Genomic DNA, 12,929 nt, shown 5'->3' on the forward strand with positions numbered 1-12,929 from the left:
TCACTTCTCCACGCGGCACTGCTTGGTGACCGTCTTCGACGGGTCGCTCTCCGAGGTGGCGGTGAGCTTGACGAAGCCGGTGGCCACCGCGTCGGCGGTGGCGGCGACCGCCACCTTGACCGTGGTGGAGGAGCCGAACTTGGCGGTGGCGAGTTCGTTCGGCAGGGCCACCCGCCAGCCACGCCCGGCCACGTCGGCGGAGAGCCGGTAGACGTCCGACGTCAGGTATGCCGACGCGTCCTCCGGGTGCTGCTGCCCACCGTCCGAGTAGACGCCGGTGTTGGTCAGCGGGAACGAGCAGGTGACGCCGCGGTTGGTCGGCTTGCCGCCGGAGGTGACCTCACCCTTGCCGAGCGCCACGTCGTGCGTGCTGGGCCCGCCGGAGCCGTCCAGCGACTTCACCGCGACCGTGTACGAGAGGATCCCGGTGTTGTCCCGCTTCACGTCGAGCACGTAGAAGTGCAGCCGGTTGGCCTCGTCGGTGTACTCGTACTCGCTGCCGGAGCGGGTGCCGGCGTGGAACAGGGCGTCGGACAGCTGCCGGTAGTCGCCCATCGTGATCTTCGCCGGGGTGCCGTCCGGCCGGATGAAGTCGACCATGTCGATGTCCTGCGGGTTGGCGTCGATGGTCCACTGGAACGGCGCCTGGTCCTGGTTCTTGGTCTTGCTGATCATCACGCCGGAGTCCGGGGTGAACGAGTCGGCGCCCATCCGGTCGACCACCTCGACCGTGTAGTTGTTGAAGCCGCGACCGTCGCAGAGCACGTCCGTGGTGACGTTGCAGGCCGGGGCGCGGTCGCCGTTCATGGCGACGTTGATGCCGATCAGGTCCTTCGGGCCGGGCACCACACCGCGGGCGGTCACCTTGGCCACCACCATGCCGGACGAGGCCAGCGCCTCCCGGGAGACCCGCAGCAGGCTCTCCTCGCCGAGCAGGCCGATCTTCGCCTTGTCCCGCACGGTGTGCAGGGAGCCGAGCGAGCCGCCCTGCACGGCCGGGATCTGCCAGCGGCTGTGCGGGCCGCCCGGACCGTTGAAGGAGCCACGGGACATCATCGACCACGGGCCGGTGTACGCCCGCCGCAACGGAACGCCGTACGGGTTGTTGTAGTTGTCGCCGATGGACAGCAGGTGGCTCAGCTCGTGCGCGTACACGCCCATGCCGGAGCTCTCCGCCTGGGTCGACGAACCGCCGCCGGCGTTGGGCCAGATGGTCGCGGCGGATGCCCAGGAGGTCCACTCGACATAACGCGTGCGCGCGTAGTTCGGCTGCGGCTCGACCGGCGGGCCGAACGGGTCGGTGACGGCCTCCTTGGTCTGGAACCGCATCTCGCCGAACTCCTGCCAGGTGGACGACTCGTCCTGGCCGGCGGAGAGGATGAAGACCAGCTCGAACGAGTTGGCCACCTCCTCACCCACGGCGGCGCGCCAGGCGCCCAGCCCGTCGGTGCGGATGTTGCGGTTGCAGGTCTCGCCGACCGGGCACATCCCCGGGTTCATGTCGTTGGTGATGCCGTACTGATAGGACTTGGCCGGCATCTGGTAGGCGCCGAAGGCGGTCAGGTCGACGCCGTAGCGGCCGCCGGAGTCCTGCATCCAGTACTCGTGCAGGGTGTGCCCGCCGTTCAGCGCGTTCGGCGTGTTCAGCAGATCTTTGTAATATCCCGGCACCGCGTCGCGGGCCAGGTTCGACACCGCCGGCTGCGGGTTGCCGAAGATGGTCGACCGGGCCGGCCGGGTGACCACGAACGGCTGGTCCGTGTAGTCCAGCGTGACCAGCGCGATGTTGAAGTTGCGGACGGAACCGCGGCGGGACGGGTCGGACCAGTCGACGCCGGGCGGCGCGACGAAGTCTCCCCAGGTCATCGTGTCGGGGTTCTCCCAGTTCTGCGGGTCGATCACCGCGAAGGGGCCGGTGCCGGGGTCGACCGGCGCGGCCAGCGCGGGAGCCGCGGAAAACGTTGCGGGCAGGATCAGAGCCAGCGCGGCGGCGAGCATGGCGGGCCGCTTCCCTAAGAGCTGCATGCTTCCGCAACCTAAAGGCCGGATCGACGTACTTATACATGCAGATGTCGGCAGGTCCGGGCGCTCCTTGCGACAACTGATGAAGATCACGCCTTGAACCGTGACCGATGCATCGACAATCATCACCTTCAGGAGGGGGACCGATGCTCGGGGAGTTACAACGCATCGTGGACGGCGTGGCGCAGCGCGTGCAGCGTGCCGCGCTGATCGAGGACAGCCATCAGCAGGTCGTCGTCTACAGCTCGCACGCCGAACCGATGGACGAGGTGCGGCGGGCGTCGATCCTCAGCCGGCACACCACGCCCGAGGTGATCGCCTGGTTCCGGGCGGCCGGCGTGCACCGGCTGCGCGCGCCGATGCGCACCCCGGCCGCACCCGAGCTGGGGCTGCTCCCCCGGGTCTGCGTGCCGATCCTGCACCGCGACCTGATGCTCGGGTTCCTCTGGTTCATCGACGCCGACGGCACCATGTCCGATCAGGACATCCGCGCGGCCACCGAGGCGGCCGCGGACGCCTCCCGGGTGCTGCACCGCGCCGGGCTGCTCGGCGACCTGGCCTCGCAGCGGGAGGCGGAGGCGGCCCGCGCGCTGCTCGGCGACGCGCTGGAGGGCCGCGAGCGGGCGGCCAAGGAGTTGCTGGAGGACGGGCTGCTGGCGGACGACGGGCCGGTGGTCGCGCTGGCCGCCCAGCCGATCGGCGACGACGCGGCGAACGAGTCGGCCCGCGCCGCCCTCGAGCACGCGCTGGTGCTGACCCGCCGGTGGTACGGCGCCCGCGCCGCGCTGCACCTGGTGCGCCGCGACCACGGGCTGCTGCTGATCTGCGGGCGCCCGTCCGGGCAGCGGTCCGCGGGGGCGGTCGCCCGGCACCTGCAGGACAGCCTGCACACGGCCACCCGCCGGCTGTCCGGCGTCACCCGCGCCGTGGTGGGGCTGGGCAGCGAGTACCCGAGGCTGGCGGACGCCGCCGGTTCCTATCAGGAGGCCGTGCGCACGGCCCGGGTGGCCGCCCGGCTGCCCGCCCTGGGTGCGGTGGCCGCCTGGTCGTCGCTGGGCGTCTATCGAGCGCTGAGCCTGCTGGACGAGCGTGGCCTGGATGCCCGCGCGGTGCACCCGGGCCTGCTGCGGCTGCTGCACACCGACGGCGGCCAGGTGCTGGTGGAGACCCTGGAGACCTATCTGGACCTGGCCGGCAACGCGCACGCCACGGCGGAGCGGCTGCAGCTGCACCGGACCACGCTCTATTACCGCCTGCAGCGCGTCGAGCAACTGGCCGGGACCAACCTGAAGGACGGCACCGAGCGGCTGTGCCTGCACCTGGCCCTCAAGCTGGCCCGCCTGGCCACCTAGGCGGGCGGCAGCAGGTCGTCCAGCACCGGAGGGGCCTTGAAGATGCCGTCCTGGCTGCCCAGGGTGGCGATCCGGTCCAGCGAGGCGCGGTTGATGTCGGCCGGCCAGTTCGGCAGGATCATCATCAGGCGCACGGTCTCGCTGATCGGGGTGTAGGTGCCGACGATCTGCCGGACCTCGTCGCCGTGCTCGTCGGCGTACCGCATGGACTCGTTGATCGCCTCGGTGAAGCGCGCGACCAGCGCGGGGTCCTTGCCGCCCAGCTCGGTGTCGGTGAAATAGCAGGCCACCGTCAGGTTCGGCGCGGTCTCCACAAAGTTCGACGCGATCACCTGCCCGCCCAGCGTGATCGCCTCGGACAGGAACGGCTCGACCAGCCAGGCCGCGTCCAGCGTCTTGGACTGCAGCATGCCCGGCATCTGCGGCAGCGGCATGGCCAGGAAGTCGATGTCGGCCGGGTCGCCGCCGTCCTTGCGGACGGCCTGCCGGATGGAGATCTCGCCGATGCTCTTGACCGCGTTCACGCCGATCTTCTTGCCGGCCAGTTCCCGGGAGGAGCGGACCGGGCTGCCCGGCGGCACGACGATGCCGGAGAAGTCGCGGCCGGGTTTGCCGGTGGACGCCACCCCGGCGGCGACCACCCGCAGCGGCGCGCCGTCGCCCCGCGCCGCCATCAGCGAGGTCACGTTGCTGAAACCGAACTCGTACTTGCCGGCGAGCACGCCCTTGACGATCGCCGGGCCGGCCTGCTCCGGCACCAGGGTGAGGTCGATGCCGCGGCTGGCGAAGAAGCCCTTCTGCCTGCCCAGGTAGATCGGCGCCACGTCGACGATCGGGATCACGCCGACGCTGAGCTTCACGGTGGCCGGCGGCGCCGGGGTCTTCTCGTCCGACCCGCAGGCGGCGACCCCGGAGAAAAGGGTGACCACGGCGGCGATGGCGACGAGTTTCCGGCGCATTTGTGTCTCCTGGGATCTTGCGGATTGTGCAGGCGAGGTAACTTAACCTGATCTCCGCCCGGATGGTCCGGGCGTTCGGTCAGTAGTGCGGCCCGATCCGGATCTCAGAGCAACGAGGTCAGCGCCTTCTGATCTGCGGCGAACTCGGCGTCGAGGCGGGCTCGCAGCGCCGGATCGAGCGGCGGCGCGCCCTCCGCGCGACGGGTGTGCCGCTCCCCCGGCACGGGCGCGTCCGGCAGCCCGAGAAACGCGAGGATGTCGCCGTATCGCGAGGTCAGGTCCTCGGTGCGGACCGTGAGCACCCGGTCCCGCCCGACCGCCGCGTGCCAGCGGGCGAGCTGTTCCGCAAAGCGTCCCCGGGCGACGTAGCTGAACTGCCGCCGGGCGGTGTGGCCACCCGCGCGCAGCCGCTCCGGCTCGGCGTCGAGGGCATCCTCGAAGGACAGTCGCTCCACTCCGTAAGCGACCGAGTGCAGGTAGTGCGAATAGGCGCGTTCCGCCGGGTCTCGCACCAACGCGACGAACCGGGCATCGGGCAGCATCCCGGCGACCCGGGCCGGCACCTCCGGGTCGAACAGGTAGTAGGGCGAGGCCTCGAAGCTGCGGATCGCCGGCGGCCGCACCGGGAAGTGCGCGCGGTACCAGCGCTCGCCCCGGCGGTGGTGCAGGCTGAAGAACTGCAGTTCCTTGCCGGTCGCCGGGCGCACCGACGGATGCGCCGCCAGGTAGCGGTAGAGCGACGTGGTGCCACAGCGCTGGCCGCCGATCACCAGGAACTCCGGCAGCCTCCCCAAGGTCAACGGCAGGACACTTCTCCCGTACGCGCGCCCGGCGCGCACCGCCCGGCGCACCGGATCGGCCAGCCGCCGACTCACGACGCGGCCGCCCGCCGCCGCAGCACGGCCCGCAGCACCATCCGGTCCTGGCGGCTCAGGCCCATCGCCAGCACCGCCCCGGCATAGGCCACCACGATGATCGCCAGCCCGGCGGCCAGGCCGATCAGCCCGGACGGCAGCACCGCGTTCGCGGCCAGCCCGGCGCCCAGCGCCAGCACGCCCGCGACGAGTCCGGTCGCCATCCCCCGCGACCCCGGCAGCGCCCCGATCAGCCGGCGCACCTGCACCACCCGGGCCACGTTCACCACCGCCAGCGACACCGCCCACGCGACGGCCGCGCCCACGATGCCGTACGCCGGGATGAGGAGCAGGTTGAGCAGCACGTTGAGGACCAGCGTGACCACGTTGTCGGCCATGTTCAGCGCGACCCGGCCGGACATGTTGAGCACCGTCCCGCACGGCCCGGTGGCGGCGTTGACCAGCTGCCCGACCGCCAGGATCACCGTGACCGCCGCCCCGGCCGCGAACTCGCCGCCGAACAGCCGCAGCAACTCGTGCGGGAAGGCCAGCAGCGCGGCGAACGCGGGCAGCGACAGCCGCACCACCCAGCCGGTCACCGCGGCATAGCTGCGCCGCACCTCGTCCATCTCGTTGCGGTGGTAGAGGTGCGCCAGATAGGGGCCGAACGCGGCATTGAGCGGGGCGAGCACGAACACCGCCACGGTGACCAGCCGGGTGGCCACGTTGTAGACGCCGATGTCCGGATTGGCGAAGAAGCCGAGCAGCAGCACGTCCAGCCAGATCAGCCCGGTGGACGCGAGTGAGGACACCCAGCTGACCGTGGAGAAGGAGAACAGCCGACGAGCCTCGTAGCGGTGGCCGGGGCCGTCGAGTGCCCGCAGCCGGCGCCGCAACGCCAGCAGCGCCAGGATCGCGGCGGACCAGCCGGCCACCACGATCGCCCAGAACGCGCCGGCCAGCCCGGCTCCCAGCAGCAGCAGGACGGCGGTCAGCACCAGCCGGCAGACCGGCTCGTAGATCTGGCCGATCAGCGTGAAGGCCTTCTGGCTGCGCCAGCCGCGGGTGGCGGCCAGGGCGGCCTCGGCGACCGTGGTGGCGGGCAGGGCGAGCGCCATCAGCCGCAGGCCGAGGGTCAGCGACGGATCGTGCAGCCGGTCGGCCAGCCACGGCGCGGCCAGCGCCAGCGCGACGCCGAGCAGGGCGGCCGACCCGCCGGACACGAGCATCGCGAGCCGCACGGTGCCGCGCACCGCGGCCGGGTCGTCGTCGGCCAGGTGCACCGCGACGAACCGGGTGACGCCGGCCCGGAAGCCGGAGAGCGCGAGCAGGCCGAGCAGGGTGAGCACGGCGTAGCCCTGGGCGTACCGGCCGACCTGGCTCTGGTCCAGCACGCGGGCGAGCAGCAGCACGACGCCGAACACGGCGAGCTGCCCGAGGACCGCGCCGGCCAGGTTGAGTCCGCCGCCGCGCGCGATGCCCCGGATCGGCCGGTCGGCGTCGACCGTCGTCATACCTTGGCCGGGGCCCGTTCCGCGAACGACTCGGGGACGGTCAGCTCACGACGCGGGCGGACGATCTCCAACAGCACCACGAGCAGCACCGCGATCAGCAGGCCGGCGCCGGCCACCGGCGGCACGGTCTGCACCAGCGCGCTCAGCCGGGACGGCGTGACCACGTCGCCGACGCTGGACACCTCGGCCGGGTCGGCCGCGCCGACCTGCGCGCGGGCGGCCTGCCGGCCCTGCTGCGCCTCGGCCAGGGCGCTGGTCGCCGCGTCCCGCTGGGCCAGCAGCGCCTGATAGCCGGGCAGTTTCGGGCCCAGCTCGTCGAGCCGTTTCTGGCCGTCCTCGAGCGCGTCCTTGGCCGCCTCGGCGCCGGTGGTGTTGCCGACCGCGGCCATGCTCATCTGCTGCTGCCGCAGGTTGCCCTGCTCGCTCAGGGTGGCCTGGAACAGCTTGTCCGGCTGGGAGACCTTGTTCTCCTTCTCCCAGTCGGTGATCTGGTCGGTCGCCGTCTCCACGTCCGCCTCGGCGGCGGCGACCTGCTGGGTGGCGACGACCACCTGCGACGCGAAGAGGAAGGTCAGCGCGTGCCGGGTCATCGAGGTGGCCACCGAAGCGGCCTTGTCCCTCTCCGGGCCGGTGTAGGTGAGCGTGAGCTGGCTGCTGGCGCCGACCTGGCGCACGTCGACGCCGTCGCGCAGGTCGTCCTTGGCCACCCCGGTGTCCGCGGCCACCTGGTCGATCACCTTGGGCGAGGTGGCGGCGGCGGCGAACGCGGCGACGAACTGGTTGGCCGCCTGGGTGCCGGAGAACTGCTGCGCGGCGACGCCACCGATCAGGGCGGGGGCGGCCACATAGGCCGTCACCGAGTAGCGCGGCGGGGTGAGCAGCACGACCAGCGCCGCCACCACGGCGGCCAGCACCGGGATGCCGATCAGGATGCGCAGCCGCTTGCGGGCCGCCTGCAGGTAATCCACTGTTTCCATCTCTCCGACCAGGTCAGTGCGTCGTCAGCGTCAATGCGTCGCGCTCGGGCGCTCGTTCGGTGAGCGGCGCCGACGCGACGGCCGCGAATGCCACCAGGTACCACATCGTCGCCACACTGCTCAGCACGTTGGAGGCGGCGCTCACCGCCACGAACGCCACCACGCAGCCGAGATTGCCGGCCGCGATGCCGCGCGCGAGCGTACCGGGCGGGGCCCGGCGCAGCGCCCGCAGCCCGGCGTGCAGCAGCAGCACGACCATCGCCAGATAGGCCAGCAGCCCGACCAGCCCGGTCTCCACATATGCCCGGAGGAAGTCGTTGTGCGGCTTCTTGGCCTCCTCGGTGTGGAACTGCGTCATGTTCGGGCCGATGCCGGTCACCGGGTTGCGGTTGGCCAGCGAGACGATGTCGCCCCAGTAGCCGAGTCGCCACGCCAGGGTGTTGCCGGTGGGTGCGCCGCCGACCGCGCGGGCGTCGGCGAGCTGGGCGAACCGGTCGCCGACCGCGGGCAGGAACGCGATCCCGAGCACCGCGATCAGCCCGAGCGCGACCAGCATCCGGGCGCTGCGCTCGACCAGCGCCACCACGAGCAGGCCGATGGCCACGCCGAGGATGGCGCTGCGGGTGTTGGTGAGCATCAGGAAGAGGAAGGACAGCCCGAGCAGCACGCCCATCGTGAGCCGCAGGCGGCCGCTCAGGTAGCGGATCACGGCGACGCCGAAGACCAGCAGGAACATCAGGTAGCGGCCGAACGTGGTGGACTGCGCGAACGGTCCGGAGATCCGGACGAAGCTGCCCTTGACCTCGGCCGGCGGGTGGCCGCTCAGCGAGGCCAGCACCGTGTACGCGAGCACGACCGCGAGCGCCACGTACACCGCGATCAGCACCCGCCGCGCATACCGCTGGTCGGGCACGAGCTGTTCGAGCACCACGAACATGACCACGACGGTGAGGATGCGCAGGGCTTCGAGCAGGCTGTTCGACGGCCTGTCGGCGCCCAGCGCGCTGATCAGCCCGGTGGCGCCGACCAGCAGCAGCGCGATGCCCAGCGGCGAACTGCGCAACCGGCCGTCCTGCCGGGCGCGGGCCGCCAGCCAGAGCCCGGCGGCGATCAGGAACAGCACGGCGAGCAGCGTGGACGGGTCGAGTGTGCGGCTGATGCCACCCTCGCCGTCCGAGACACCGGCCTCGCCCGCGGTCGGCCCGCTGAGCTTGACCAGGTCGACCATCGGGCGCACGGCGAGCATCAGCAGCACGTACCCGGAGAAGCGGGTGACCGCCAGGGCCGCGACCACGACGCCGAGCAGGAGCGCCACCGGCAGGACCGCGACCAGCTCGTGCCCGGCGCCGAGCGACCAGGCGCTGACCGCGGCGGCGGCGCCCGCGGCGACCGCCGTGAGTCCGGTCAGGACTGAACGGCGGGTCATGCCTTCTGGACCAGTCCCAGATATACCTGCTCCATCTTTCTCGCCGCCTCGTCCCAGCTGTATGCCGCGCGCAGCCGCCCGCCGTGCAGGTGCGCGCCCAGCCCCTCGGTGCGTGGCTGGTCGAGCAGGTGGTTGAGCGCGCGGACCAGGTCGTCCTCGTCGCCGTCGCGGAACAGCCGGTGCCCCGGCCCGTCGCCCTCGAGCAGCTCGACGTGCGGCGGGATGTCACTGGCGACCACGGGCAGACCGTACGCGGCGGCTTCCAGCAGGGTCAACGGCAGCCCTTCGAGCCGGGACGGCTGCACGAATCCGGCCGCGTTCGTGTAGAGCTCGGCGAGCAGGTCACCATAGGCGAAGCCGGTGAACACGATCCGCGGGTCGTTCCCGGCCGCCTCGCGCAGCACCGTCACGTAGTCGTCGCTGAACGACGAGCCGCCGACGATCGCCAGGCGCAGCGTGGTGTCCAGCCGCCGGAACGCGCGGATCAGCAGGTCCGCCGCCTTCTCCGGGACCAGCCGGCCGACCAGCAGCAGGTAGCCGCCCTCGGTCAGCCCGAACCGGGTGGTGATCTGGCTGGCCGGCACCCGGCGCAGGTCGGCGACGCCGTTCGGCACGTAGCGCGTGTCGCGGCCGAACCGCTCCTGGTAGTGCGCCGCGAGCGTCCTGGAGACGGCGATCCGCACGTCCGGCACCCGGCCGCTGCACCAGTGCGCGGCGCCGAGCACGATGCGGGCCAGCCGGTTCCACTTCGCCCGCTGGTTGTCCAGGCCGTGGATGGTCTGCACCACCCGCACCCGGGAGAGGTAGCGCGGCAGCGGCGCGACCAGGGCCGGCCCGATGCCGTGGTAGTGCAGCACGTCCGGCCGGTCCTTGAGCGCGGCCAGCGTGGCGGTGCCGGCGTGCACGATGGCGTCCAGGTGCTTGGTGGCCAGCGTCGGCGTGCGCTTGAGCCGCACCCCGCGGTATTGGTCCATCGGCATCGCGTCGTAACTGTCGCGGCAGTAGACGGTCACCTCGTGGCCGAGCGCGACGAGCCGGCTGCTCATCTCCTCGACGTGCCGCTCGATGCCGCCGTAGGTCGCGGGCATGCCCTTCTGCCCGACCATGGCGATGCGCAACGGGCGCCAGCCGGTCGCCCGCCCGTCGTTCTCCACCGACTGCCGAGGCCGGATGATCGCGGGCATCCGCATCCGGGTATCAGTGTCCTCGGCGTCCAACTCGTTCAGTGTCACGCGGTCCCCTGCTGGTTCGGAGGGCCTATCGGTGGCGGTCCACGACGCTCCCGGCAAGGGTGACCAGGGCGGCGCGGGCCTCGTCGGTGATCGGTACGTCGGTCAGTGCCGCGACCGCCGACTCGGCCCGCACTGTGATCATGTCCTCGACGCGGTCCAGCGCGCCGGTGGCGGCGATGATCGTACGCAGTTCTTCTGCACCCGCGGGGTCCAGATCCGATCGACCGAAGAGAATCTTCATCTTTTCGCCCTGGATGGTGTCCGCGCGGTCTCTCGTCAATGCGATGAGGACGGTCGGTTTGCCCTCTCTGAGGTCATCCAGCACAGGTTTGCCGGTCACCGAGGGGTCCCCGAAGACGCCGAGCACATCGTCACGCAATTGAAATGCATCACCGAGCGGGTCGCCGAACCGGAGCAGCGCGGCCAGCGTTTCCGGGCCCGCGCCGGCCAGGCTCGCGCCGATCTGCAACGGTCTGGTCACTGTGTACCGTGCGGCTTTCATCCTGATAACCGTCAATGCCCCGGCGACCGTGCCGTCGCCGACGCCGGAGACCAGATCGAGGTACTGCCCGGCGATCACCTCGGTGCGCATCAGCGTGAACAGCCGGTGACCGCGCTGGATCCAGTCGGCCGGCAGCCCCGAGCCGGTGAACATGTGGTCCGCCCAGGCGGCGCAGAGGTCGCCGCAGAGCAGGGCGGCGCTGTGGCCGTAGCGGGTGGCGTCGCCGCGCCAGCGGTGCCGGGAGTGCAGGTCGCTGAAGTGCCGGTGCATCGAGGGCCGGCCGCGGCGGCGGTCGCTGCGGTCCATGATGTCGTCGTGGATCAGGGCGAACGCGTGGAACAGCTCGAGCGCGGCCGCCGCGGTGATGATCTCGGGACCGTCCGGGCGGCCGGCCCCGCGCCAGCCCCAGTAGGCGAACATCGGCCGCAGCCGCTTGCCGCCGGCCAGCACGAACCGGCGGCAGGCGTCCAGCACGCCGTGCGGGGTGCCGTCCGGCCACAGTGGGCCCTGCTGGTCCAGGAACGCGGTCAGCGCCTCGTCGCACCGCCGGGTGAGCGAGTCGGCGGTCACCCCCGGCGGCGCCACGGTCACGGTAGGGCTCCCGCCAAGCCCAGGAGCAGGTCCTTGACCTCGGTCGCCGCGAACGTCCCGCGCGCCGGGCCGGGATCCGAGCAGATCAGCACCGGCGCGTCGCGGGGGTCGGCGGGCAGCCGGCCGTGCGAGCCGCGGACCGCCCGGGCGCCGGCGTCCAGGCCGACCACGCTCATCGTGTAGCGCATGCCGAGCTTCTTGCGCAGCAGCGCCAGTCCGGCCCGGCCCTTCGCGGCGCCCGGTCCGGCCGGGTCGAAGAACAGCTCGGCCGGGTCGTAGCCGGGTTTGCGGTGGATCTCGACCAGGCGGGCGAAGTCCGGCTTGCGGTCGTCGTCGAGCCAGTAGTAATAGGTGAACCAGGAGTCCGGCTCGGCGACCAGCACCAGGTCGCCGGAGCGCTCGTGGTCGAGGCCGTTGGCGGCCTTGCCGGCCGCGTCCAGCACCTCGGCCACGCCGGGCAGCTCGGCGCAGCGCTTGGCGACGTCGGCGACGTCGGCCGGGTCGCGCACGTAGACGTGGGCGATCTGGTGGTCGGCCACCGCGAAGGCCCGGCTGGTCCACGGGTCGAGGTATTCCATGCCGGCCTGGGTGTAGACCTCGAGCAGCCCCTCGGAGCGCAGCATCCGGTTGATGTCGACCGGGCGGGACACGTCGGTGATGCCGTACTCCGACAGCACCACGATGGTGGCGTCGGTGTCGAGCAGCGGCGCGATGGTCTCGTCCAGCTCGGCGGCGGCGGCCGCGGCCCGCGGGTCGGACGGGCCGAAGCGCTGCAGGTCGTAGTCGAGATGCGGCAGGTAGACCAGGGTCATGTCCGGGGTGTGCCGGGCCATGATGCGCTCGGCCGCCTTGGCGATCCAGGCGGACGAGGCGATCCCGGCGTTCGCTCCCCAATAGGAGAAGAGCGGGAACGTGCCCAGGGCGGTGGTCAGCTCGTCACGCAGGGCGGGCGGCCTGGTGTAGCAGTCCGGGTCCTTGCGGCCGTCGGCGTGATAGATCGGCCGCGGTGTCACGGTCCAGTTCACGTCGGCGCCCATCGCGTACCACCAGCAGACGTTCGCGACGGTCAGCTCCGGGCGTACCCGTCTCGCGGTCTGCCAGATCTTCTCCCCGCCGACCAGGCCGTTGTGCTGGCGCCACAGGAAGACCTCGCCGAGGTCGCGGAAGTACCAGCCGTTGCCGACCACGCCGTGCCCGCTCGGCAGCTCGCCGGTCAGGAAGGTGGACTGCACCGAGCAGGTGACGGCCGGCAGCACGGTGCCCAGCTCGGCCTGGAAGCCGCGGTCGGCGACGGCCCGCAGGCGCGGCATGTGCTCCAGCAGGCGCGGGGTCAGACCGACCACGTCGAGCACCAGCAGTGGCTTCACAGCTTGACCTCCAGCTCGTCCAGCAGTTCACGGGCGTGGGGGGGGGGGGGGGGGGGGGGGGGGGGGGGGGGGGGGGGGGGGGGGGGGGGGGGGGGGGCCTTGTCAGGCAACACAAGGGAGGTGGTGTAGATGT

At 71.9% G+C, this 12,929-nt stretch carries 10 protein-coding genes; 1 reads left to right on the plus strand and 9 read right to left on the minus strand.

Annotation, left to right across the window (positions count from 1 at the left end):
• Positions 1-2,025, minus strand: coding sequence for a M6 family metalloprotease domain-containing protein (locus tag ACZ6TI_RS16255; protein WP_465345840.1), 2,025 nt, complete (start codon positions 2,023-2,025; stop codon positions 1-3).
• Positions 2,026-2,168: 143 nt separating this feature from the next.
• Here ACZ6TI_RS16255 and ACZ6TI_RS16260 point away from each other — a divergent pair, with 143 nt between their 5' ends.
• Complete coding sequence (locus ACZ6TI_RS16260; RefSeq protein WP_465345841.1) at positions 2,169-3,374, plus strand: PucR family transcriptional regulator; 1,206 nt, start codon at positions 2,169-2,171, stop codon at positions 3,372-3,374.
• On the opposite strand, the gene ACZ6TI_RS16265 is transcribed toward ACZ6TI_RS16260, so the two are convergent.
• The 8 genes from ACZ6TI_RS16265 to ACZ6TI_RS16300 all read right to left on the minus strand — a co-directional run bounded on the left by ACZ6TI_RS16265 (position 3,371) and on the right by ACZ6TI_RS16300 (position 12,796).
• Complete coding sequence (locus tag ACZ6TI_RS16265; RefSeq protein ID WP_465345842.1) at positions 3,371-4,333, minus strand: ABC transporter substrate-binding protein; 963 nt, start codon at positions 4,331-4,333, stop codon at positions 3,371-3,373. The two genes, ACZ6TI_RS16260 and ACZ6TI_RS16265, sit on opposite strands and share 4 nt — an antisense overlap.
• A gap of 104 nt (positions 4,334-4,437) precedes the next feature.
• Positions 4,438-5,208: a sulfotransferase family protein gene (locus ACZ6TI_RS16270; RefSeq protein ID WP_465345843.1), complete on the minus strand. Its 771-nt coding sequence runs from the start codon at positions 5,206-5,208 to the stop codon at positions 4,438-4,440.
• The gene (locus ACZ6TI_RS16275) at positions 5,205-6,701 is read right to left on the minus strand and encodes an oligosaccharide flippase family protein (protein WP_465345844.1); all 1,497 of its coding nucleotides are present in this window, start codon (positions 6,699-6,701) and stop codon (positions 5,205-5,207) included. Before ACZ6TI_RS16275 ends, ACZ6TI_RS16270 begins: the two co-directional genes overlap by 4 nt.
• Positions 6,698-7,678, minus strand: a complete 981-nt coding sequence (locus ACZ6TI_RS16280) for a Wzz/FepE/Etk N-terminal domain-containing protein (protein WP_465345845.1) — start codon at positions 7,676-7,678, stop codon at positions 6,698-6,700. Before ACZ6TI_RS16280 ends, ACZ6TI_RS16275 begins: the two co-directional genes overlap by 4 nt.
• Positions 7,679-7,691: 13 nt before the next feature.
• On the minus strand, positions 7,692-9,104 hold the full coding sequence (locus ACZ6TI_RS16285) for an O-antigen ligase family protein (RefSeq protein ID WP_465345846.1): 1,413 nt from the start codon (positions 9,102-9,104) through the stop codon (positions 7,692-7,694).
• Positions 9,101-10,336: a glycosyltransferase family 4 protein gene (locus tag ACZ6TI_RS16290; protein ID WP_465345847.1), complete on the minus strand. Its 1,236-nt coding sequence runs from the start codon at positions 10,334-10,336 to the stop codon at positions 9,101-9,103. The genes ACZ6TI_RS16285 and ACZ6TI_RS16290 overlap by 4 nt, the downstream gene beginning before the upstream one ends.
• 25 nt (positions 10,337-10,361) lie before the next feature.
• Entirely contained in the window at positions 10,362-11,429 is a 1,068-nt protein-coding gene (locus tag ACZ6TI_RS16295; RefSeq protein ID WP_465345848.1) for a polyprenyl synthetase family protein, read from the minus strand.
• Complete coding sequence (locus tag ACZ6TI_RS16300) at positions 11,426-12,796, minus strand: nucleotide pyrophosphatase/phosphodiesterase family protein (protein WP_465345849.1); 1,371 nt, start codon at positions 12,794-12,796, stop codon at positions 11,426-11,428. The genes ACZ6TI_RS16295 and ACZ6TI_RS16300 overlap by 4 nt, the downstream gene beginning before the upstream one ends.
• Positions 12,797-12,929: the final 133 nt, after the last annotated feature.

The sequence above is a fragment of the Actinoplanes sp. NPDC051388 genome, from assembly GCF_055586225.1.